The sequence below is a fragment of the Arachnia propionica genome (assembly GCF_003932785.1).
In the GTDB taxonomy this organism is placed as follows: Bacteria; Actinomycetota; Actinomycetes; order Propionibacteriales; family Propionibacteriaceae; genus Arachnia; species Arachnia propionica_B.
In genome coordinates this window covers 64,664-85,502 of the sequence record NZ_RQYT01000008.1, presented here as the reverse complement: position 1 = coordinate 85,502, position 20,839 = coordinate 64,664, and the positions used below count along the sequence as shown (strand labels likewise).

Sequence of the window (20,839 nt, the reverse complement as noted above, 5' to 3'; positions counted from 1 at the left end):
ATGACAGAGTTCCTGTCCCGCATCCCGACCCAGCATCACATCGGCGGGCGCTGGGTGGGTGACCCGACGCTGGAGGTGACCGACCCGGCCACGGGTGAGGTCCTGGCCACGGTGGCCGACGCGGATGTCCAGACGGCGGTGTCGGCTCTCGACGCCGCTGTGGCGGCCGCCGAGTCCTGGGCCGCCACCAGACCACGGGAGCGCGGCGAGATCCTGCGTCGCGCCTTCGAGGGGATCATCGCCCGTCAGGAGGAGTTCGCCCGGCTGATGACCCTGGAGATGGGCAAGCCGCTGGCGGAGGCCCGCGGCGAGGTGGCCTACGGGGCGGAGTTCTTCCGCTGGTTCTCGGAGGAGGCGGTGCGGCTCCACGGACGTTACGGCCAGGCCCCGCTCAGCGGGCAGCGGATCGTGACGGAGCCGAAGCCGGTGGGGCCGGTGTTCGCCATCACCCCGTGGAACTTCCCGCTCGCGATGGGGACCCGCAAGATCGGCCCGGCCCTGGCGGCGGGCTGCACCGTCGTCGTCAAGCCGGCCTCGGCCACGCCGTTGACCACCCTGCTGCTCATGGAGGTCCTCGTCGAGGCGGGGCTGCCGGACGGGGTGGTCAACGTGTTCACCTCGTCGAACTCCCGCGACACCTCGGCCGCGCTCATCGGGGACCGGAGGCTGCGCAAGCTCACCTTCACCGGGTCGACACCGGTCGGGAAGGGGCTGCTGCGACTGGCCGCCGACAACGTGCTTCGCTGCTCGATGGAGCTCGGCGGGAACGCCCCGTTCATCGTGCTGGAGGGTGCCGACGTGGACCTCGCGGTGCAGGGGGCGCTGGTGGCGAAGATGCGCAACAACGGCGAGGCGTGCACGGCCGCGAACCGCTTCTTCCTGCACGAGAGCCTCGCCGGGGAGTTCCTCGACAAGCTGGGCCGGGCGCTCGACGACTGGCCGGTCGGCCCCGGCATCGCCGATGGCACGAAGCTCGGGGCGCTCATCTCGAAGCAGGCGGTGGCGGAGATCATCGAGCTCGTCGACGACGCCGTCGCCCAGGGTGCGACGCTGGTGCGGGGCGGTCGCGCGCCGGAGGGCCCGGGCGCCTTCCTGGAGCCGACGATCCTCACCGGCGTGCCCATCACGTCGCGGATCGCGCACGAGGAGATCTTCGGCCCCGTCGTCGCGGCGCAGACCTTCTCGGAGGTCGACGACGTGGTGGCGAGGGCGAATGCCACGGACTTCGGGCTGATGTCCTACGTGTTCGGCGCGGAGGGCGAGGCGCTGCGGGTCGCGGGCCGGCTGGAGTACGGCATGGCGGGGATCAACACGGGCCTGGCCTCGGATGCGGCGGCCCCGTTCGGCGGGGTCAAGCACTCGGGCCTGGGGCGTGAGGGCTCCTTCGAGGGCATCGCGGAGTACGTCGAGACCCGCTACTACGCCCTGCCCGGCTGACCCCCGTCGCCCCTCCCCAGGGTCCGGGTCAGGGGGTCTCGCGACGAGCGTCGAAGAACTCCCTCAGGAGCGCGGCGCACTCGTCGGCCAGCACGCCCGAGGTGACGCGGGGGCGGTGGTTGAGGCGCGGGTCGCGCACCACGTCGAACAGCGACGCCACCGCCCCGGCCTTCTCGTCGAAGGCACCGAAGACGACGTGCCCGATGCGGGACGCGACGACGGCCCCCGCGCACATCGTGCAGGGTTCGAGGGTGACGACGAGGGTGCAGTCCTCCAGCCGCCACTCGCCCCGCACCAGGGCGGCGCGGCGGATGGCGACGACCTCGGCGTGGGCCGTCGGGTCGCCGGTGAGTTCCCGCTCGTTGCCGCCGACGGCGAGGATGCTGCCGTCGGGCGCCAGCACCACCGCCCCGATGGGGACGTCGCCGTGTTCCGACGCGGCCCTCGCCACGGCCAGGGCCTCCCGCATGGCGGGCTCGAATCGTCGCCCCACGAGGGACCGATCAGGAGTCGAAGGCGAGTGCGGCGCGCTCGAACTCCGGCCCGATCTTGAGCTTGCGCGCGATCTGGGTGAGCAGCTCGTCGGAGTCCTCGTCGTAGTTGGTGGTGATGGCCTCAAGCTCGAAGCCGCTGAGCCCGTTCGCGGCGAACATGTCGAGGTCGCCGAGCGGGGCGGGGTCCTCGTCGTCGTCGGGCATGTCCTCGCCGAGGTAGTCGACGACGTCGCGGGCGATCGGCCAGTCCTGGGCGGCGGTGACGTCGCTGAGGAGCACCTCGACGATGCGGCCGCGGACCCGGCAGATGACGAAGAACTCGCCGGCGATGGAGACGAAGCCGATGGCGCCGTTGTCGCCGGGGAGGCGACTGAGCTGGCGGATCAGCTCGTCGAGGTCGTTCGCGAGGTCGAAGTCCATGGGTACGGCAATGGCCTTGCCGTCCTCGCGGTAGGCGGCGACGACGAGGTCGACGTCGTCCTCCCCGGCGTCCTCGAGGTCGAAGTCGTCGTCGTAGTCGTCCTCCGAGTCGTCGTCGACGTCGAGGTCGCGGTCATCCTTCAGGTCGAAGGGCTCGGCGTCTTCGTCAAAGGCGTCCACGGCGGTCTCCTCACTGGCGGTCAGTAGGCTCCATCCTCTCAGAAGAACGCCCGCGACACAGCCCCCGGGTCATGTTCGGTGGACACACTGGACGATGGTTCGTGCCCCGGGGCCCGCCCCGGCTCCGGATCGTGCAAGATGGAGTCGTGGAACTTCGCGTCATCTCTCATCCCCTGATCGACCACAAGCTCACCGTGCTCCGCAATCGACACACGGAGCAGCCCACGTTCCGTCGTCTGGTGGAGGAGCTCGTGACCCTCCTCGCCTACGAGGCGACCCGCGGGGTCCGCGTCACCGAGTCCAGCATCGAGACCCCGGTGGCACCCACCGTCGGCACCAAGTTGGCCGCCCCGGCGCCGCTGGTGGTACCGATCCTCCGGGCGGGACTCGGGATGCTCGACGGCATGCTGCGGCTCGTCCCGACGGCGGAGGTCGGCTTCCTCGGCATGATCCGCGACGAGGAGACCCTGCAGCCCACCACCTACGCGGAGCGGCTGCCGCAGGACCTGTCGGGACGCCAGTGCTACGTGCTGGATCCGATGCTCGCGACGGGCGGGTCGCTGGGTGGCGCGGTGAAGTTCCTCGTCGACCGCGGTGCGAACGACATCACCTGCATCTGTCTGCTGGCGGCCCCGGAGGGCATCGAACGCATCCAGGAGCTGCTGTCGGACCTCGACGTCCCCTGCACCCTGGTGGTCGCGGCGGTCGACGAACGCCTCAACGACAAGGGCTTCATCGTCCCGGGCCTGGGCGACGCGGGCGACCGCCTCTACGGCCTGGCCGACTGACCGCCGCCTGCTCCGGGCCCCGCCCCGTCGCGACCCACCGTCGCCACGCACACCGTCGCCACGCCTCCACAGCGAGCACGAACCGCCGCCCTGCTTCGTCGAGACCGCGTTTGAAACGTTCCAAGCGAAGCGGGACGGCGATTCGTGACCGGGGCGGGTAACTGACTCGGGGACGGGCGCAGGCCGGGCAGAGCAGCCGGGCTCAGCGGTGGGAGCGGAGGCCTCGGCGGTCGATGGCCTTGCTGACGGCCCCGATCGCCGGGGCGCCGAGGCACCAGAGGATCACCGGGAGCTGTGGGGCGACGAAGGCCAGCGGGATCGACGCGAGGAACACCAGGGCGACCCCGCCCTGGTTGATGACCTCGCGTCGGTGGCTCCGGTGGTCGACGGCCCTGACGAACAGGCCCGCCACCCACGCCTGCACCTGGGCCACCGCCTGGGCCGCGAAGATCGCGCCGAGGCAGGCGCTGTAGAGGGCCGTCGCCAGCGGCGACGGGTTCTCGGCGAAGACCGACGTCGGGAACGGGACGAGGCACACGAGGAACAACAGCGCGAAGTTCCAGCGGATGAGGCCGGCGTTGTAGCCCTTGAGGAGCCGGAACCTCCGGAAGTGCGTCAACCAGGCGCCGACGATCACGAAGAAGCTGATGCAGAAGGCGATCAGGCGGGGCCGCAACTCGACCAGGGCCGCCCCGAGGTCCTCACCCGCCCCCTCCGGAAGCCGGATGTCCAGCACAAGGAGGGTCAGCGCGATGGCGAACACCGCGTCGGAGAAGAACACGATGCGTTCGGTGTTCCTCCCCTCATCGGTCAGGAGGACCCGACGACCACCCCACGTCTCGACCCGGACGGGATCGTCCAGGAAGTGATCGGACGGCTGGGTGTCACGCCGGGCCCTCGACTCGTCGCTCACCGCAGGGCGTCACCCTTGGCCGGGGATGCACTCCAGCGCCGCCTCCCCAAGGGCCTTCTGGTCGGCCTCGGACAGATCCTCGCTGTTCGAGGGGTCGACCGTGGCCTTCTTGGCGAGTTCGATGAGCTTCTTCAGCCCCTCGGGGCTCAGCTTGTCGTAGGACTTGTCGGCGATGCAGTCCGCCAGCTTGTTGAACTGGTCCTTCTGTTCGCCGGTCATCTGGCCGACCTGTGGGGCGCTCTTGAGAGCGTTGCGGAACTCGTCCTTGCTGGGCTTGCCCCCTGCGCAGGCGGAGGCGCCAAGGGCGACGGCGAGCGCCATGGCGACGGCGGCAGTCCTGGTGATGAAACGGTTCATGGGATCTCCTACGTCTCTACGTTCACGTTGTTCCCTGCCCACCCTACGTGACCGGAGGCTCACGTCTCACAACGGGAAGATCGAAGAAATTTCAACGAAAATCCCGCCCTGACCCCAGTTTGCGAGTTAAGGTGTCGCCATGATCCTGAACCTGCCCCTGCACCCTCTGTTCGTCCACCTGCCGGTGGTCCTCATCCCGCTGGCGACGCTCGGCGTCACCGCCCTCATGCTGCTGCGCAACCGCTCCCGGCAGCTCGCCATCGCCACCCTCGGGGTGACGACGGTGGCGGCCCTGTCCACCATCGCCTCCCTGATCTCCGGCAACGCGCTGGCCGAACTCAAGGGCTTCAACCCCGAAACCCATGGGCGATGGGGCCTGTTCCTCATGATTGCAGCCATCGCCTTCCTCCTCGCCGCCGGGCCGTGGCTGTGGCGGATCTCCCGCGAGGGAGACGCCCCCTCCCCCACCACCCGCCCCCTCGGCATGGCCGCCTCGCTGCTCGGCCTCGTCGCGACGGTGTTCACCTTCCTCGCCGGGCACTCCGGCGCCACCCTCGCCTGGTCCGACGTCGCCGCCGCCCCGACCACCACGACCTCCCCCGCCGCCGCCCCGTCGACCTCCGCGAGCCCGGAGGCCTCGACGAGCCCCAGCACCGAGGCGGGGAAGTACACCGCGGAGGAGGTCGCCAAGCACAACACCGAATCCGACTGCTGGGCCATCGTCGACGGCAACGCCTACGACCTCACCGAGTGGATCGGTTCCCACCCGGGCGGCCCCGGAGCCATCACCAAGATGTGCGGCACGGATGCCACCCAGGCCTTCCAGGGCAAGCACGGCGGCGCGGAGGGCCCGACCAAGGCCCTCGAAAGGTTCCTGCTCGGCCCGGTGAGCTGACCTCAGCCGTTCGGATGGCAGAGCTGGCCATTCCCGCTCTGGGCGCCTAACTTAACAACTGTTAGGCTTGGGTTGCGGAGTGTTCCGTGAGCCTGCAGGTGCGACAAGGAGGTCCAGACATGCTCGTTCCACCCATCCCCCTCACCCGACGGAGCGTGCTCGGCCTCGCCGCCAGCAGCCTCGGCGCGGCGGCCCTCGCCGCGTGCGGCAACAACTCCCCCACCGGCGGCGGCGACGGCGCCACTGCGACGGCCACCTGGCCCACGCATGTGACGCCGCCCGTCGTCGCCGGCGGCCGCGCCTCCTCCCTACCGGGCGTGCCCACCATGTACACCGCTCCGCTCAAGGAGTTCACCAGGGCCGTCCCCTCCCCGCCCGGCGACGGCAGCGAGGTCACCACCTTCCAGATCCTCTGGGGCACCCCGCCCCAGGATGACGCCAGCAACCTGTGGCTCCAGGAGCTCAACCAGCGCCTCGGCGTCACCTACAGGGCCAACCTCGCCCCCGGAGCCAGCTACAACGACAAGTTCGCCACCCTGCTGGCCTCCGGCAACCTGCCCGACCTCATGTTCGTCCAGGACACCTCCCCGCAGGGGCTCCAGGCGGCCGAGGACGGGGCCCTGCTCGACCTCAGCGACCTCCTCGCCGGGGACAAGGTCCTCGAATGGCCCCACCTCGCCCACATCCGCACCGAGACCTGGCAGCGCTCCAGCAAGCACGGCCGCATCCTCGGCATCCCCAACGAGGACCCGGTCCTCACCCGCTTCCCCGCCATCCGCTCCGACGCCCTCGAGGCGATCGGCGCCACCGACGTCGGCACCACCATCGACGACTTCCTCGACCGCTTCGTCGAGATGGGCAAACTCGGCACCCTCCAGGGCAAGGAGTTCTACCCGATGCTCGACCTCGGGCCCCTCACCGAGGTGGCCGAGTGGATGTTCGGGATCGGCCCCGAATGGCAGCTCGACGACGCCGGGAAGCTCCGCCACAAGTACCAGCACCCGCGCTACCCGGAGGTCGTCGAGTACCTGCGTCGGTTCTGGGACGGCGGCGCCGTGTTCCCGGACCCCACCGCCAGCAACAAGTCCCAGAAGCTCGAGAACGGGCAGGTCGGGTACAACCGCGACTCCTACAACGCGTTCTTCCTGGACTCCCAGATCCGCAAACTCCGCGCCAGCACCCCCGGCGCCGACCTCACCTTCTTCGTGCCGCCCGCCGCCCCCGACGCCACCCTCACCGTCGTGCGGACCGACGGCTACTGGGGCATCGTCGCCATCAGCTCCCGCGTCACCGACCCCGCCCGCCAGAAGCTGCTGCTCAGCATCCTCAACTGGTTCCGGTCGCCGTTCGGCTCCGAGGAGTACCAGTTCATCAACGACGGCATCGAGGGCGTCCACTTCACCCGCGCGGCCGACGGCTCCATCACGAAGACCCAGGACGAGGCCGCCCACAGCGACCACGCCGCCCTCAGCTGGCTCGGCGTCTCGCCCGTCAACAACAACTACCTCATCCCGCCGGACCTCGCCGACAAGGCCGACAACTTCTTCACCACCGTCGAGACCCTCGCGAAGGACCCCGTCAGCAGCCCCGTCCTCGGGCTCGTCTCCGAGAAGGCCAGCCGCTCCGCCGGGACCCGCGGCTCCGTCCGCGACGACTACGTCACCGGCATGCTGTACGGGCGTCGTCCCGTCACCGACTACCAGTCCTTCCTCGACGACTGGCTGCGCGCCGGCGGTCAGGAGGCCCTCGACGACTACCAGCAGAGGTACGACGCGCGCGAGAGCGCCGCCCCGTCGTCGCCCAGCCCCACCAAGTAGCCGATGGCCACCAGGTCCCGCCTGCAGCGCGCGGCCAAGGTGAGGACGATGTACGTCTTCATCATCCCCGGGCTGTTGTTCTTCACGGTGTTCGCCTACCTGCCGATGCTGGGCAACATCGTCGCCTTCCAGGACTACCGCCCCTTCAAGGGCATCGCCGGGTCGAGGTTCGTCGGCTTCGACAACTTCGCCCGGATCTTCACCGACCCGGAGCTGTTCCAGGCCCTCACCAACACCCTGGTCATCGCGCTGCTGCTCCTGCTGTTCGCCTTTCCCGCCCCGATCCTGCTGGCGCTGCTCATCAACTCGCTGATGTCGCCGAGGCTGAAACGGTTCATCCAGTCGGTGGTGTACCTTCCCCACTTCCTGTCCTGGGTGATCGTCATCTCCATCTGGCAGAAGATCTTCGGCGGGTCGGGCGCCCTCGCCCACGTCCTCGCCGACCTCGGGGTCCACGGGTTCAACCTCATGAGCGACCCCGACACCTTCAAGTTCCTCGTGGTGGCGCAGTCCATCTGGAAGAGCGTGGGCTGGGGCACCATCATCTACTTCGCCGCGATCTCCGGGATCCCGCAGGAGCTCTACGAGGCGGCCGCCGTCGACGGCGCGGGCAGCTGGAAACGGACCTGGCACGTCACCCTGCCCGGCATCATGCCGATCGTCAGCCTGCTGCTCATCCTCGAGATCGGCGGCATCCTCAACGTCGGCTTCGAGCAGCTGCTGCTCCAGCAACCCGCCGTCGGGAAGGACGCCGCCCAAGTGCTCGACACCTTCGTCTACTTCCGGGGCATCCTCGGCGGCGACTGGGGCCTGTCCACCGCCGCAGGCCTGCTCAAGGGCATCGTCGCGACGGTGCTGATCATCGCGGCGAACCGGTTCGCCAAGCGCGTCGGCGGATCGGGGGTGTTCTGATGGCCCGGGCCAGCGCACACCGGCCGTTGTGGATGGGGCGGCCGAACCGCTTCGTCAGCATCCTCAAGGCGATCATCCTGACCCTGCTCGTCATCGCGATGATCTACCCGTTCCTCCACGTCATCGTGTGGTCCTTCGGATCGGCCGAGGCCGCGACCTCCGGGGACCCGTGGCCGAAGAGCTTCAGCCTCGACACCTACGCGGCGTTGCTGCGTGGCGGCGTCGTCCGGAACTCCCTGCTCGTGACGGCACTCATCACCGTCGTCGGCACCGTGTGCTCGATGCTGTTCACCACCACCCTCGCCTACGGGCTCAGCCGGACCCGGGAGGTGCCCTACAGCAAGGGGGCACTCATCTACGTCCTCGCGACGATGCTGTTCAGCGCCGGCATGATCCCCAACTACCTGCTCGTCAAGCAGCTGGGGATGCTGGACAGCTGGTCGTCGCTCATCGTCCCGGGCCTCATCGATGCCTTCAACATGGTGGTGATCCGCAACTTCTTCATGGAACTGCCGCAGGAGTTGACGGAATCCGCCCGCATCGACGGGGCCTCAGAGTGGCAGATCTTCTGGCGGATCGTGCTGCCGCTGTCGAAGCCGATCCTGGCGGTCATCTCGCTGTTCTACGCGGTCCGCTACTGGAACACGTTCTTCAACGCGCTGCTGTACATCAGCACCCCGTCGAAGTGGCCGATCCAGGTGGTCCTCAACCAGTACGTCGTTCAGGGACAGACCCTCAACACCGTCCAGCCGCCGGGGGTGCCGCCACCGCCGGGCATGGTGGTGCAGTTCGCTGTCATCGTGCTGGCCACGCTGCCGGTGCTGGTGGTCTACCCGTTCGTGCAGAAGTTCTTCACCAAGGGGATGTTGACCGGTGCAATCAAGGGGTGAGGTCCGCGACGCGGCCGCGCAGATCGGCGACGACCAGGTCGATGACCCGTGCCACGGCGGGGGCCATGGCCACCTCGTCGTCGAGCAGCCACTGGATCTGCATGCCGTCCATGACCGCGATGACGGCCTCCGCTGCCTCAAGGGACTCGGCGACGAGCACCCCGTCGGGCACCTCGGCGGCGCGCCTGAGGGCGCGGTCGACGATCTGTCGCAGCCCGTCGTAGCGGCTCCGGAACCAGTCCTGGGCGGGATGCTCATCGGCCACGGACTCCCCCGCCAGCACGGTGTAGAGCTGGGTGATGCCCCGCCGTTCGGCGTTGAGCCGGACCGTGCGGACCATGTGGGCGAGGTAGTCGGCACCATGGGGGAACGTCGAGTAGTGGTCCCGATCCACCTCGTCGCGGTCCCGAGCCTCCAGGACGGCGGTGAGGAGTTCCTCCTTGGTGCCGAAGTGGTGGAGCACCCCGGCGGGGGTCATGTTGAGCCGCGCGGCGATGTCACGCAACGAGACCCCGTTGTAGCCGCCGCGCGCGAAGGCCTCGGTGGCCGCGGCCACCACCTCCTCGCGTCGCGTGGGACGCCCACCATGTCGCACGGAGGACACACTAGTACCCGAAAGGTGGAGCGATGGAGCCGGTGCGTTGTCGTGACGGAGAGTTGACGGTGGGCGGCGACCCCGTCCAGCTGCGCGGGGTGGGCATCGGCAACTGGCTGCTGCCGGAGGGCTACATGTGGCGGTTCACCGCGGGCGCGACGTCACCGCGTCGCATCGAACGCCTCATCCGCGACCTCATCGGTGAGGAGGACGCCGCTGCCTTCTGGCGCACCTTCCGGGCGACCTTCTTCACCCGCGACGACGTGGCCGCCATCGCCGCGCTGGGTTTCGACCACATCCGGCTGCCGTTGAACTCGCGGCTGTTCATCACCCACGACGGGGAGGACGTCGCGGAGGGCCACGACCTGGTGGATCGCTGTCTCGAGTGGTGTCGGGAGCACGGACTGCGGGTGCTCCTCGACCTCCACGGCGCGCCGGGCGGGCAGACGGGGGCCAACATCGACGACTCCGTCGCGGACCAGCCGGAGTTGTTCACCGACGGTCGCGCCCGGGAGTTGTGCATCGAACTGTGGCGGCGGCTGGCGCGTCGCCACCGGGACCATCCGGCCCTGCTCGGCTACGACCTGCTGAACGAGCCCCTCCCGGAGGCCCACCGGGAGCTGTGGCCGCAGCTGGTGCCGCTGTACCGCGACCTCACCGCCGCGATCCGGGCCGAGGACCCCCACCATCTGCTCATGTACGAGGGGGCGCACTGGGCGACGGAGTTCTCCATGTTCACCGAGCCGCTCGACGACAACGCCTGCCTGCAGTTCCACCACTACTGGTCCCCGGTCGAGGCGGAACGGTTCGAGGGGGTCCGCCGCCGGGCCGCGTCGCTGGGGATGGCCACCTACATGGGTGAGTCCGGGGAGAACTCACCGCAGTGGCTGCATTCGATGTTCCACAGCTGCGAGGACCTGGGTATCTCGTGGAACTTCTGGTGCTGGAAGAAGCTCGGCACCACGACCTCCCCCCTGAGCGCCCCCGTCCCCGAAGGCTGGGCCGAACTGACGGCCCGGGCGGAGGGTCGGGGCGAGGGCCCGGACCAGGACCGCGCCACCACACTTCTGGCAGAGTTCCTCCACAACATCCGTGTGGAACACTGCGAGACCCAGACCCCCGTCATCCAAGCCCTGCCGATCCGAGGAGCCCTGCCATGATCCACCGTGACCCCACCGCCGCCGTCGAGGACCGCGTCGCCCACCTGCTCTCCCTGATGACGGTGGAGGAGAAGGCAGCGCAGATGATGCAGCTGCCCGCTTGGAGCGACCCACGCGCCGTCATCGAGCGTCACCCCGTCGGTTCGCTGCTGCACACCGATCCGGCGACGATCGACGACGCCATCGACGCGGCGGCCCGGACCCGGCTGGGCATCCCGCTGCTCATCGCCGACGACGCCATCCACGGCCACGGTTTCTGGCCGGGCGCGACGGTGTTCGGGACACCGTTGTCGATGGCGTGTTCCTTCGACCCCGACGCCGTTGAGCGGGCGGCCCGGGTGACGGCACGGGAGACGTCAGCGACGGGGGTGACGTGGACCTTCTCGCCGCTGGCCTGCATCGCCAGGGAGCTGCGCTGGGGGCGGGTGAACGAGACCTTCGGGGAGGACCCGCACCTCATCGGTGAGTTGGCGGCGGCGATGGTGCGCGGCTACCGGGGCGACGGGGACACGGACCCGACGCGGATCCTGTCGTGTGCGAAGCACTTCGCGGGTTACTCGGAGACGCAGGGAGGGCTGGACGCCTCGGAGGCGGATCTGACACCCCGCAAACTGCGTTCCTGGTTCCTGCCGCCGTTCGAACGGCTGGTTCGGGAGGGTGCGGACACCTTCATGCTCGGCTACCAGGCGATCGACGGGGTACCGATCACCCTCAACACATGGCTGCTCGACGGGGTGCTGAAACAGGAGTGGGGTTTCGCGGGATTGCTCGTCACCGACTGGGACAACGTCGGTCATCTGGTGCGCGTCCAGCAGGTGGCTGCCGATTTCGCGGAGGCGGCGGCCCTGGCGGTACGGGCGGGGAACGACCTCATCATGGCCACGCCCGAGTTCCACGACGGCGCCCTGGCGGCCATCGAGCGAGGGCTGCTGGCACCGTCGGACCTCGATGATGCGGTGAGGCGGATCCTGACGGTGAAGTTCCGGATGGGGCTGTTCGAGAACCCACGTCGCCCCGATGTGGAGCGGCAGCGGGTGGAGATCGGCTGCCGGGAGCACCGTGAGATCAACATGGAGTTGGCGGCGAAGAGTCTGGTCCTGCTGCGCAACGACGGGGTGCTGCCGCTGCGCGGTGAGGGGGTGAGGGTGGCGGTGATCGGCCCGCAGGCCGATGACATGGCCGCCTGCCTGGGTGACTGGGCCGGGACCTCCGGGCAGTGCCCGTGGATGGATGATCCGGCCCTCACTCCGGCGACGACGCTGCTGGCCGGGCTACGGGCGGCGGCACCCTCGGACTGGGTGATCGGGTACGCGCGCGGCTGCGGTATCGACGAGTTGGCGCCGGACCCGGCGGGTGAGTTCTTCGCCGACGGTCAGCCGCGTCCGAAGATCTGCCACCCGGCGCCGCTGGATGAGGCGGAGCTGGCGGAGGCCGTCGCCCTGGCGGCCAGTAGCGACGTGGCCGTCGTGGCGGTCGGGGACACGATCAACCTGACCGGGGAGGGGCGCTCGACGGCGTCCCTGGAGCTGTTCGGGCCGCAGCGGCAGCTGCTGGAGGCGATCCGCGCGACGGGAACACCGATGGTGGTGGTGCTGCTCAATGGCAAGCCGCTGGTGCTGCCGGAGTCGGTGCAGGAGGCCGCGGCGATCGTCGAGGCGTTCAACCCGGGGGCGGCCGGGGGTGACGCCCTGGCGGCGGTGCTACTCGGGCGGGTGGAGCCGTCGGGCCGGTTGCCGGTGTCGTTCCCGCGTCATGCCGGGCAGCTGCCGGTGTTCCACAACCGGGTGCGGGGCTGGCACGGGGACCGCTACGCCGATCTGACGTACCGGCCGCTGTTCGCCTTCGGCGAGGGCCTGACGTACACGACGTTCGAGTACTCGGGGCTGCGGGTGACGGAGGTCGGGGACGAGGTGGCGTTCAGCGTCGACCTGACGAACACCGGGGAACGTCACGGCACGGAGGTGGTGCAGGTCTACGTCCACGACGTGGTGACGTCGGTGACATGGGCGGAGCAGGAGCTGAAGGCGTTCCGTCGGGTGCCCCTGGCCCCGGGCGAGACGACGACGGTGGAGTTCCGGCTGCCGACGAGCGAGCTGAGCCTGGTCCTGGCGGACGGCACCCGTGTGGTGGAGCCGGGCGAGTTCGAACTGCGGGTCGGGCACAGCAGCCGCCCGGAGGACCAACAGCGGACCCGCTTCCACCTCCCTGACCCCCGCGTTATGTCATTTTAGGGAGTTATCGGTCCGTTTCCCCCAACAATGCATAACTCTCAGTAGTAGTAGGGGAAGTTGGACCAGTCGGGGGGCCGACGCTCGAGGAACGAGTCGCGGCCCTCGACCGCCTCGTCCGTCATGTAGGCCAGCCGGGTCGCCTCGCCGAGCAGGACCTGCTGACCGACCAGGCCGTCGTCGATGAGGTTGAACGAGTACTTGAGCATCCGCTGCGCGGTCGGCGACTTGCCGCAGATCTTCCGCGCCCACTCCAGGCCGACGTCCTCCAGCTCGGCGTGCGGCACCACCTCGTTGACCATCCCCATCCGGTGGGCGTCGTCGGCGTCGTGGACGTCGCCGAGGAAGAAGATCTGGCGTGCGAACTTCTGCCCCACCTGGCGGGCCAGGTAGGCCGACCCGAAGCCCCCGTCGAAGGAGCCGACGTCGGCGTCGGTCTGCTTGAAACGGGCGTGCTCGGCGGAGGCCAGGCTGAGATCGGCGACCACGTGGAGGGAGTGGCCGCCACCGGCGGCCCAGCCGTTGACGAGCGCGATGACCACCTTCGGCATGAACCGGATGAGCCGCTGGGCCTCCAGGATGTGGAGCCGGGCGAGTTTGGCCTTGTCGACCGCCTCGGCGGTCTCACCATCGGCGTACTGGTATCCGGCGCGACCACGGATCCGCTGATCCCCGCCGGAGCAGAACGCCCAGCCGCCGTCCTTCGGCGACGGCCCGTTGCCGGTGAGCAGCACGCAGCCGATGTCGGAGGCGGTGCGGGCATGGTCGAGGGCGGCGATGAGTTCGTCGACGGTGTGGGGCCGGAAGGCGTTGCGCACCTCGGGCCGGTTGAAGGCGATCCTCACCGCCGCGACGTCCTTCGCACGGTGGTAGGTGATGTCGGTGAAGTCGAAGCCGAGGTCATCCCACAGCTCGGGCCGGAACGGGTTGCTCATGGGGTCAGCCTACGGGCCGTCGCGGCAACTGCCGAGCCATGCGCGTGGATGGCCCCCTCGACGCGACGGGGAATCTCGCCTCGTCCATACGGCCGACACGTGCCCCCCTTCTCCACTCCCCGGATCGCTTCCCTGCGTGTTCTTCTCTTGTTTAACTGGAGCCTGCCCCAACGAGAGGACGTGTTCATGCACCTGCTGGGATCGACCTTCTGCTGCGAGGTTCCGGACGAGTGGCGGGAGATCAAACAACCCGGCTACGTCATCGCCGCCGCGCCGTCGTCGTCGCTGGGTTTCACCCCCAACGTCGTGCTGCGGGAATCCATCGTCGAGGGGCGCCCCGACGCCCTGGCCGCCATCAGCCAGGCCAACCTCCGTTCCGTGGCCGAGATCCCCGGCACCGTCGTCGTGCACGTCGAGGCGGTGGAGCGCCACGGGGAGGAACACCGTCGGATCTGGATGCTCACCCCCGTCGCCCCCGAGGAAATCCACGGCAACATCCTGTGCCTGCTCATCGTCCAGGACCTCGTCGTCACCGACGGCGCGATCGCGGAACTGACCCTCACCCTCCCCCTCATCGAGTGGACCCCCGGCGATCACCACCAGGCCATCCTCGACACCCTGCGGGCCTTGCCTCCAGCCGAGCGCAACGCCCCGGCCACCACGTCCACCATCCCCGAGGTGACCCTCGACGAGTGGGCCACGGCCCGCGACGGCGCCCCGCGCGAGGACCTCTCCGTGCTGACCCCGCCCAATCTGATGCTCCAGGCCGAGCCCCTCGTGCTCAGCGACGCCACCGCCACCACCTTCTTCGCCCACGCCGAGCAGCGGGTGTTCACCCCGGTCACCGGACAGGTGAGGGACGAACTGGCTGCCGCCGGCCTCGTCGAGCAGGACGGGTCACCCACAGGGGCAGGTTTCTGGTACATCGATCACCTGCTGAGCGGGACGGGCTGGAACATCACCGTCGCCACCCCGACTCCTCACGTGTTCCGGTTCTGGGTGACCGACGCGACCACCATCTTCACCGCCCCGCATCCGGACGAGGACGGGGCGACCCTGCTGGCCTACTGCCCCTCCAACGACCTCTTCCGCATCCTCCTGGGCTGGGTCACCGCCACCCCCGCGTGGCCCATGGACGTGCACCTGGAACTGAGCGGCCAGCAACTCCAGGACAAGCTGGAGCGCGACACGCTGACCTTCACCGGGAGCGACGATGCCGCCGAGTTCGCGAAGCACCCCTGGACCCTGCTGTCGCTGAGGAACAGCGCCGACGAGACCTTCCTGAACTGGATCCACACGTCGTCGCGGGGCCAGGCCGCGGCATGGTTCGAGCCGACGCTGCGCAACGCCAACGACCTGATCACCGTCCGACAGCACATCGACGCACCCTTGTGGCTGCAACTGATGTCCACGATCGCCGAGAACCAGTGAGGCAGAACCCATGACCCACCACAAGGTGAATGCCCCGGCGTGTCTCGAGATCTTCAGGAAAGCGGATCAGGGGAAGGAGGACGCCACGAGGTCCCACAGCTCGGTCTCGGAGGAGATCGACGCCCTCGGCTCGGCATGCACCGGGAAGAGCGCCACGTTGGCGTCTTCGTTGAATGCCGTTTACAACCGGGTTCTGACTGCGGCGATGACGGGCGCCGAGCAGCAGGTCACCAACGCCATCGAGGGTGGCCGCACTGCTGTGGCAGCGATCCAGCGGGCTGATGCCGACATGGCCGCCACGACCGAGAGCGCGGAGCGCGAGGCCAACAGCGTCGATGAAGTCCGGATCACGGACGGGAAGCGGGTATGAAGGTCGACATCAGTGGGCTCGAGAACTGGCCGGACCCGGAGAGCATCTTCAACTCCGCCTCCAGCCTCATGGCCCGGGGCGCGGAGTTCCGCAAGGACATCGAGGGTTCCCACAGCAGTTGGAAGGGGCTTTCCGCCGGGGAGAACTACATCACCCCTCACAGCGACCTGCTGTACTCGGCGCTTGATCCCGCCTTGGACACGGCCCAGCACGTCTTGGACGGCTGCGTCAGTGTCAAGACGGCCATGACGCTCTTCTCCGACGCGATCAGCACCCTGAAGACGGAACGCGACTCCTTGAAGTCCAAGGCCGAGACCTACAACGCCAAGGAACAGCCGACGGACGCCGTCGAGCTCATGGAGTACGACCAGGAAGGTGTGCGGCTCCAGGTGGAGGTGAACGATCTGGTCAGCAGGTACGAGTCCGCGATCAACGACTGCGCCAACCAACTGTCCGCGATCGGGGACGACGGGCTGCCGGAAGAAGGGTCCCCTGCGTGGCAGGGGCCGACCGGGGACATCCTCATCTCGGCCATCGCAGCGACCGCCGAGAGCTACAAGTTCAACATCGAGGAGGTCGTCAAGCGCTTCTACGTCCGCATCTTCGGTGTGGAGTTCGACTTCAAGTACAGCACCACGCAAACCCGAACCAACTTCTGGGACTGGAAGTCCTGGAAACGGCAGCCCCACCAGAGTGGCAGCTACCTGCAACGATTCTCGGCAGCGCTGCGCGAAACCTTCCTCGGGCCGCCGAAGGGGAGCTGGGGACCCACCACGGTCGTCAAACCCCACGGCATGCAACCGGCCAAGTGGTACAACCCGTTCTCCTGGTTCGGCACAGGGACGGAAACCAGCTCACGCACCTACACCGGGGTCACCGCAATCGGCCGAGCAGCTGGCCGGGGCCTGTTCGTCGCGGGCGTCGCGTTCAACTATTTCAGCGAACACGAGAAAATGGACAAACGGTTCCGCGAGCAACACCCCGAACTCACCGCAGCAGAACGACAAGGCCGGGTCATCGAGGCCGCCGCCGTGAGAACCGGGTCACAAGTCCTCACCGCAGCCGCGGCGGGGGCAGCTGTCGGTTCCGCCCTCCCCGTCGCCGGGAACGCCATCGGCCTGGTGGTCGGGATCGGAGTCGGCCTGGCAATGTCCTGGGACCCGGACGGTGATGGCAAGAGCCTCGGGGACAATGCTGCCGACCTCGGAGAATCCGCTTGGAACTGGCTGAAGGGAGTGTTCGGCGGATGATCACTGGCGCTGTTCTTTTGGAGGGGCTCACCGGCGAAATCATCGGACTCGTCATCGCACTCACCCTCATCGGCTTGCTCGCTCTGAGGGCGGGGTGGCTCGCCTACACCGAACCCACCCCACACTTCGTCACCACCTACACAGGCTGGACCTGCCCACCCCTGGCCATGTTCTACGGCGGCATCGGCATGCTGATCATGGGGCTGATAGCAGTCATTACGAAGACGAAAGGATTGGAAACTGCCATACCCCAAGTCATCCTGGGAATCATCGGAATCACGTGGGCGTTCTGCGGAATCACCTTCCTTCTCGGCTTCTTCTTCTGGTTCCCCCCCTTCCTCCTCCCACCCTGGTACCACCGAGCCCGCCGCGCAGGCATCGACCGCCACGACCCCCACGCCATGGGCGCCTTCAAAGCACTCCCCACCGACGAACAGAAAGCCGCCGTCCACAACGGAAGGCGGCGATGACCCACCACGACAACCCAAAGTCGTTGTTCACTTCTCCGCTGGTCGAGCCGGACCGCGAGCGTCAGCGAGCCGTCCGTGTCGAGACCCTTGGCGCACGGTGCTGAAACTCGAGTCAAGCGGGAATACCACAGAGGTCTCGACACGGGCCCTCCGCAAGCCCCGGCCCCGGCTCGACCAGCAGGAAGAGAGCGACGACGAAAGGGGTCAGCGACGCGCGAGTTCCAGGTACTCCGGGTGACGTTGCATCCAACCCTTGACGAAGGGGCACAGCGGCTGAACTCGGCGCGCCTCGGGATTCGCGGCGACGTCGTCGAGAGCACCCCGGATCAGGGCCGAACCCAGCCCACGACCCTCGAAGCTCGGATCGATCTCGGTGTGGGTGAAGGTGATGCGACCCTCGCTCAGGATGTAGTCAACGAAACCGACCAGTTCGTCGCCGAGGCGCACCTCGTAGCGGCTCGCCTCAGCATTGTGGGTGACACTCGGTTCCTCGGACGCGCTCGGCTGTTCGAAACGTTCGATCCGCAGCGCCCCGGTGGGGCACCGGCCCACGACCTCGACGAGCAGTTTCGCCTTCTCCTCGGTGTCGGCGACGGGCGCGTTGATCCACGGGCGGGCGTTGACGTTGAAGACCTCGGGCATGCCGCGCACGCACTCCCCGGCATGACCGCACACCTCGCGGTCGAAGGACACATCCACCAGGTCACCGGTGTAGGTTTTACGAGCCATTCCAGCACGGTAAAGCAGATAGTTTCACAATCAACAATCAGGTGAGCGCAGCCTTGCCGAACCGGGCCCCGGGAAGAGCTACCTTCTCGATGTGTCACCTGGTCAAAGGCGCGCCTCCGGAAGTGGAATCAGGATCGCGACGCCGGATCCAGGGTGTCGCTCCTGAGCACGATCCCAACTGAACGCGCCCCGCCTCCTCATCACAGCCACGGGCGGTCGATGACACGACGGCCACGGTCCGGGAAGTTCGTGATGATCGCGTCGACCCCCAGGGCGAGCAGGCGTTTGAACTCGGCCTCGTCGTCGACGGTCCACGTCGTCGTCCTCACCCCTGCCTCATGGCACAGCCACATGTAGTTGGGCTGCCGCAGCGCGTAGTAGTGCGGATGCAGGCAGCCCGCCCCGAACTGGTTGGCATAGTTCCAGGGGTCGTAGAGGCCATCGCTGTAGAGCAGACCGAGATGTTCCTTAGGGACGATGCCCCTCAGGTTCGCCAGCGAGAAGTGGTTGAACGACGAGTAGATGACCCGCTCCTGCAGTCCGGCTTCCTCCACCAGGGCGACGACCTCGCACTCCATGCCCGGGTAGAACTCGACGCTGTTCTTCAGCTCGATGTTGATGGTGAGCCCGGTCGGCGCCAGCAGTTCAAGGACCTCCCGCAGGGTCGGGATCTGCACGTGCCGGGTCCCGACGAAACCGTTGCTGAAGTTGCACCGTCGCAGCTGCTCCAGGGTGAGGTCCACCACCTTGCCGACCCCGTTGGAGGTGCGGTTGACCGTCTCGTCGTGGATGACGACGAGATGCCCGTCGGCGGAGCGTTGCACGTCGAACTCGACGCCGTCCGCCCCCATGTCAATGGCCTGCTGGAACGCAGGAATGGTGTTCTCCGGCGCGTAGGCCGATGCCCCCCGGTGGGCCCAGATCGCTGTCATGATCCTCCTCTCGACCCCATCCTATGCCGCAACAACCGTTGCCAGCAGCCCTTGTCACTCGTTGAAACGCCGTGTCGGGGACTGTCCGCCGACCCGGTCAGAGCCGATCCATCACGGTCGGTTCGTTGTCCTCCGGGTCGAAGGCCGTCCCGGGGATGTCGAAGTCGGCGTAGGTGCTCTCACACGCGTGGCACGGCCCGATGGGCTCCCCCTCCTCGCTCTGGAGGGCGATGCGGAGGCCGCTGAGGTCCTCGACGGAGTCGTCCTCCAGCACCTGCGCCAGGGCGTTGATGGCGGCGTGAGAATGATGTGGCACGTCTCCGAACGGGCCGCCGCCGCGCACCGCGTTGTCGAGCCACGCCTCGTACCAGGCGGAGAAGCTCGGCGCGACCTGCCGTAGCTCACCGTCGCTGCCGCGCGAGTCCAGCCACACCGTGCCGTCCTCCAGCTTGAGGCCCCAGTCGTCGCCGCAGCCCGCCGTCGCGAGCTGCACCCAACCGTCCTCCCCCGGTTGCAGGTCCAGTCCGTAGCCCGGACCGGCCCCCGATGCAGCGATCTGATCGACGAACCACGCGAGGTCGCGGGGCAACGTCACGCCGTCGATCCGCCCAGGGTCACCGAGCCGCATTCCGTGGGCGCGGCCGCCGTGCCAGCCAGCCTCGGAGTGGGGGTTGTGCAGCTGGCCGCGCAGCAGGTCGAGGGTGGCCTGGAGGCTCTGCCGGGTCAGCGCGGGCGGGGCCTCGACGGGGGTGAGCAGCGCCCATTCGCGGAGCATGACGTAGCCATCGTCGATGGAGCCGAGCCCTTCGAGAAGGCGGGTGCTCGCGTCCCAGTCGCTGGCGCCGAACTTCACCTCCGCCAAGGGGCTGGGGCCGATCCCGGCGAAGCAGCCGAGCGGCAGCACGTCGACGCTGCGAGAGTGCGGGATGGTGCCACTGGCCAGGACCCGCCTGGTCAGCGCGCTGGGGCCGCCGAGCCGCTCCCGCCACTCAGCGACCGCCTCCGCCCCGAGGTTGATGGCCCGGTCGAGATGGGAGACGGTCACCCGGTAGCGACGCCCACCCACCGTCGTCTCGAACTGCTCGACGTCAGGGCCCTCGGTGGTGATGAGGTCGGGGCGATCGATGCCGGTGAGCAGGACGGGTCCGAAGGCGCACGCCCAGTTGCAGCCTGCCGTGACGATGGCGGCGAGGGGATGATCGCCGTAGCCACTGGCGGTCACCAGCGCACCCGGCGCCCCCAATCGCCCGCCCTCGATGACCAACCTGATGAAGGCCGCGAACGGGGCCTCGTCCCTGAGCTCCAGGATCTCACAGGTGATGCTGGGCAGCCCCTCCCCCAGCTCGACGGTGTACTCATCGTCATCTGTCACGACCCTGGCGCCGGGGAAGTGGTTGGCGATGGTCTCGGCGAGGAGCTTCTCGCCTGCGATCTGTTCGGTCTCGGTCATGGCGTTCATCCCAGCAGACCGCCCCGACACGGCACCAGTCGGGGACCAGAAGGGTGACACAACGACAACAGCCCAGCTCGGGGCTGGGCTGTTTGCGGCGCGCGCTCGGAGGGACTCGAACCCCCAACCTTCTGATCCGTAGTCAGATGCTCTATCCATTAAGCTACGAGCGCTTGGGCGAGAAGT

Annotated in this window: 21 protein-coding genes and 1 tRNA gene; 12 read left to right on the top strand and 10 right to left on the bottom strand. The window is 68.3% G+C overall.

All coding sequences use genetic code 11. From position 1 onward, the window contains the following. On the top strand, positions 1-1,437 hold the full coding sequence (locus EII35_RS05655) for an NAD-dependent succinate-semialdehyde dehydrogenase (protein WP_125227480.1): 1,437 nt from the start codon (positions 1-3) through the stop codon (positions 1,435-1,437). A 28-nt stretch (positions 1,438-1,465) separates the two neighbouring features. Here the strand turns inward: EII35_RS05655 and tadA are convergent, their stop codons facing one another. Together tadA and EII35_RS05645 are read right to left on the bottom strand one after the other, a co-directional pair. Beyond that, positions 1,466-1,906 (bottom strand): tRNA adenosine(34) deaminase TadA, encoded by a 441-nt coding sequence (gene tadA, locus EII35_RS05650; RefSeq protein WP_125227498.1) that lies wholly within the window; start codon positions 1,904-1,906, stop codon positions 1,466-1,468. A 34-nt stretch (positions 1,907-1,940) separates the two neighbouring features. Further along, the gene (locus EII35_RS05645) at positions 1,941-2,531 is read right to left on the bottom strand and encodes a tRNA adenosine deaminase-associated protein (protein WP_125227479.1); all 591 of its coding nucleotides are present in this window, start codon (positions 2,529-2,531) and stop codon (positions 1,941-1,943) included. A gap of 146 nt (positions 2,532-2,677) precedes the next feature. Here EII35_RS05645 and upp point away from each other — a divergent pair, with 146 nt between their 5' ends. Then, positions 2,678-3,319, top strand: coding sequence for a uracil phosphoribosyltransferase (upp, locus tag EII35_RS05640; protein WP_125227478.1), 642 nt, complete (start codon positions 2,678-2,680; stop codon positions 3,317-3,319). Positions 3,320-3,521: 202 nt separating this feature from the next. Here upp and EII35_RS05635 read toward each other — a convergent pair whose 3' ends face one another. Continuing rightward, the gene (locus EII35_RS05635) at positions 3,522-4,232 is read right to left on the bottom strand and encodes a TMEM175 family protein (protein WP_125227477.1); all 711 of its coding nucleotides are present in this window, start codon (positions 4,230-4,232) and stop codon (positions 3,522-3,524) included. A 9-nt stretch (positions 4,233-4,241) separates the two neighbouring features. Next, a complete protein-coding gene (locus tag EII35_RS05630; RefSeq protein ID WP_125227476.1) occupies positions 4,242-4,589 on the bottom strand; it encodes a hypothetical protein in 348 nt (115 codons plus the stop codon). A gap of 139 nt (positions 4,590-4,728) precedes the next feature. Here EII35_RS05630 and EII35_RS05625 point away from each other — a divergent pair, with 139 nt between their 5' ends. The 4 genes from EII35_RS05625 to EII35_RS05610 all read left to right on the top strand — a co-directional run bounded on the left by EII35_RS05625 (position 4,729) and on the right by EII35_RS05610 (position 9,103). Next, positions 4,729-5,484, top strand: coding sequence for a cytochrome b5-like heme/steroid binding domain-containing protein (locus tag EII35_RS05625; protein WP_125227475.1), 756 nt, complete (start codon positions 4,729-4,731; stop codon positions 5,482-5,484). 119 nt (positions 5,485-5,603) lie between these two features. Then, complete coding sequence (locus EII35_RS05620; protein ID WP_125227474.1) at positions 5,604-7,301, top strand: extracellular solute-binding protein; 1,698 nt, start codon at positions 5,604-5,606, stop codon at positions 7,299-7,301. A 3-nt stretch (positions 7,302-7,304) separates the two neighbouring features. Next, entirely contained in the window at positions 7,305-8,213 is a 909-nt protein-coding gene (locus tag EII35_RS05615) for an ABC transporter permease (RefSeq protein WP_125227473.1), read from the top strand. Continuing rightward, positions 8,213-9,103 (top strand): carbohydrate ABC transporter permease, encoded by an 891-nt coding sequence (locus EII35_RS05610; protein WP_125227472.1) that lies wholly within the window; start codon positions 8,213-8,215, stop codon positions 9,101-9,103. The genes EII35_RS05615 and EII35_RS05610 overlap by 1 nt, the downstream gene beginning before the upstream one ends. Here the strand turns inward: EII35_RS05610 and EII35_RS05605 are convergent. Beyond that, a complete protein-coding gene (locus EII35_RS05605; RefSeq protein WP_221739686.1) occupies positions 9,093-9,698 on the bottom strand; it encodes a TetR/AcrR family transcriptional regulator in 606 nt (201 codons plus the stop codon). The genes EII35_RS05610 and EII35_RS05605 overlap by 11 nt on opposite strands. Before the next feature lie 32 nt (positions 9,699-9,730). On the opposite strand from EII35_RS05605, the gene EII35_RS05600 reads away from it, so the two are divergent. Together EII35_RS05600 and EII35_RS05595 are read left to right on the top strand one after the other, a co-directional pair. Further along, a complete protein-coding gene (locus EII35_RS05600; protein ID WP_125227470.1) occupies positions 9,731-10,858 on the top strand; it encodes a glycoside hydrolase family 5 protein in 1,128 nt (375 codons plus the stop codon). After that, positions 10,855-13,089 (top strand): glycoside hydrolase family 3 N-terminal domain-containing protein, encoded by a 2,235-nt coding sequence (locus EII35_RS05595; RefSeq protein ID WP_125227469.1) that lies wholly within the window; start codon positions 10,855-10,857, stop codon positions 13,087-13,089. Before EII35_RS05600 ends, EII35_RS05595 begins: the two co-directional genes overlap by 4 nt. A gap of 38 nt (positions 13,090-13,127) precedes the next feature. Here the strand turns inward: EII35_RS05595 and EII35_RS05590 are convergent, their stop codons facing one another. After that, a complete protein-coding gene (locus EII35_RS05590; RefSeq protein WP_125227468.1) occupies positions 13,128-14,021 on the bottom strand; it encodes a 1,4-dihydroxy-2-naphthoyl-CoA synthase in 894 nt (297 codons plus the stop codon). Between the two features lie 186 nt (positions 14,022-14,207). On the opposite strand from EII35_RS05590, the gene EII35_RS05585 reads away from it, so the two are divergent. The 4 genes from EII35_RS05585 to EII35_RS05570 are packed head-to-tail and all read left to right on the top strand — an operon-like array spanning position 14,208 to position 17,542. Then, positions 14,208-15,452: a hypothetical protein gene (locus EII35_RS05585; RefSeq protein WP_125227467.1), complete on the top strand. Its 1,245-nt coding sequence runs from the start codon at positions 14,208-14,210 to the stop codon at positions 15,450-15,452. A 10-nt stretch (positions 15,453-15,462) separates the two neighbouring features. Beyond that, the gene (locus tag EII35_RS05580; RefSeq protein ID WP_260465026.1) at positions 15,463-15,822 is read left to right on the top strand and encodes a hypothetical protein; all 360 of its coding nucleotides are present in this window, start codon (positions 15,463-15,465) and stop codon (positions 15,820-15,822) included. Next, on the top strand, positions 15,819-17,072 hold the full coding sequence (locus tag EII35_RS05575) for a hypothetical protein (RefSeq protein ID WP_125227466.1): 1,254 nt from the start codon (positions 15,819-15,821) through the stop codon (positions 17,070-17,072). The genes EII35_RS05580 and EII35_RS05575 overlap by 4 nt, the downstream gene beginning before the upstream one ends. After that, positions 17,069-17,542 (top strand): hypothetical protein, encoded by a 474-nt coding sequence (locus tag EII35_RS05570; protein ID WP_185744194.1) that lies wholly within the window; start codon positions 17,069-17,071, stop codon positions 17,540-17,542. The genes EII35_RS05575 and EII35_RS05570 overlap by 4 nt, the downstream gene beginning before the upstream one ends. 204 nt (positions 17,543-17,746) lie before the next feature. Here EII35_RS05570 and EII35_RS16460 read toward each other — a convergent pair whose 3' ends face one another. The 4 genes from EII35_RS16460 to EII35_RS05550 all read right to left on the bottom strand — a co-directional run bounded on the left by EII35_RS16460 (position 17,747) and on the right by EII35_RS05550 (position 20,826). Then, positions 17,747-18,271 carry a GNAT family N-acetyltransferase gene (locus EII35_RS16460; RefSeq protein WP_260465025.1) on the bottom strand — a complete coding sequence of 175 codons (525 nt, stop codon included), beginning with the start codon at positions 18,269-18,271 and terminating at the stop codon, positions 17,747-17,749. Between the two features lie 200 nt (positions 18,272-18,471). After that, positions 18,472-19,203 (bottom strand): glycerophosphodiester phosphodiesterase, encoded by a 732-nt coding sequence (locus EII35_RS05560; RefSeq protein ID WP_125227464.1) that lies wholly within the window; start codon positions 19,201-19,203, stop codon positions 18,472-18,474. 97 nt (positions 19,204-19,300) lie between these two features. Next, the gene (locus tag EII35_RS05555) at positions 19,301-20,653 is read right to left on the bottom strand and encodes an SMI1/KNR4 family protein (RefSeq protein ID WP_185744193.1); all 1,353 of its coding nucleotides are present in this window, start codon (positions 20,651-20,653) and stop codon (positions 19,301-19,303) included. 100 nt (positions 20,654-20,753) lie between these two features. Beyond that, positions 20,754-20,826 (bottom strand) — tRNA-Arg (locus EII35_RS05550). Positions 20,827-20,839: the final 13 nt, after the last annotated feature.

Bases quoted from the DNA above. Each gene is read 5' to 3' on its own strand.
- EII35_RS05655 (WP_125227480.1), top strand. From the start codon at position 1: ATGACAGAGTTCCTGTCCCGCATCCCGACCCAGCATCACATCGGCGGG.
- tadA (WP_125227498.1), bottom strand. From the start codon at position 1,906: ATGCGGGAGGCCCTGGCCGTGGCGAGGGCCGCGTCGGAACACGGCGAC.
- EII35_RS05630 (WP_125227476.1), bottom strand. From the start codon at position 4,589: ATGAACCGTTTCATCACCAGGACTGCCGCCGTCGCCATGGCGCTCGCC.
- EII35_RS05625 (WP_125227475.1), top strand. From the start codon at position 4,729: ATGATCCTGAACCTGCCCCTGCACCCTCTGTTCGTCCACCTGCCGGTG.
- EII35_RS05620 (WP_125227474.1), top strand. From the start codon at position 5,604: ATGCTCGTTCCACCCATCCCCCTCACCCGACGGAGCGTGCTCGGCCTC.
- EII35_RS05615 (WP_125227473.1), top strand. From the start codon at position 7,305: ATGGCCACCAGGTCCCGCCTGCAGCGCGCGGCCAAGGTGAGGACGATG.
- EII35_RS05610 (WP_125227472.1), top strand. From the start codon at position 8,213: ATGGCCCGGGCCAGCGCACACCGGCCGTTGTGGATGGGGCGGCCGAAC.
- EII35_RS05600 (WP_125227470.1), top strand. From the start codon at position 9,731: ATGGAGCCGGTGCGTTGTCGTGACGGAGAGTTGACGGTGGGCGGCGAC.
- EII35_RS05595 (WP_125227469.1), top strand. From the start codon at position 10,855: ATGATCCACCGTGACCCCACCGCCGCCGTCGAGGACCGCGTCGCCCAC.
- EII35_RS05590 (WP_125227468.1), bottom strand. From the start codon at position 14,021: ATGAGCAACCCGTTCCGGCCCGAGCTGTGGGATGACCTCGGCTTCGAC.
- EII35_RS05585 (WP_125227467.1), top strand. From the start codon at position 14,208: ATGCACCTGCTGGGATCGACCTTCTGCTGCGAGGTTCCGGACGAGTGG.
- EII35_RS05580 (WP_260465026.1), top strand. From the start codon at position 15,463: ATGACCCACCACAAGGTGAATGCCCCGGCGTGTCTCGAGATCTTCAGG.
- EII35_RS05575 (WP_125227466.1), top strand. From the start codon at position 15,819: ATGAAGGTCGACATCAGTGGGCTCGAGAACTGGCCGGACCCGGAGAGC.
- EII35_RS05570 (WP_185744194.1), top strand. From the start codon at position 17,069: ATGATCACTGGCGCTGTTCTTTTGGAGGGGCTCACCGGCGAAATCATC.
- EII35_RS16460 (WP_260465025.1), bottom strand. From the start codon at position 18,271: ATGGCTCGTAAAACCTACACCGGTGACCTGGTGGATGTGTCCTTCGAC.
- EII35_RS05560 (WP_125227464.1), bottom strand. From the start codon at position 19,203: ATGACAGCGATCTGGGCCCACCGGGGGGCATCGGCCTACGCGCCGGAG.
- EII35_RS05555 (WP_185744193.1), bottom strand. From the start codon at position 20,653: ATGACCGAGACCGAACAGATCGCAGGCGAGAAGCTCCTCGCCGAGACC.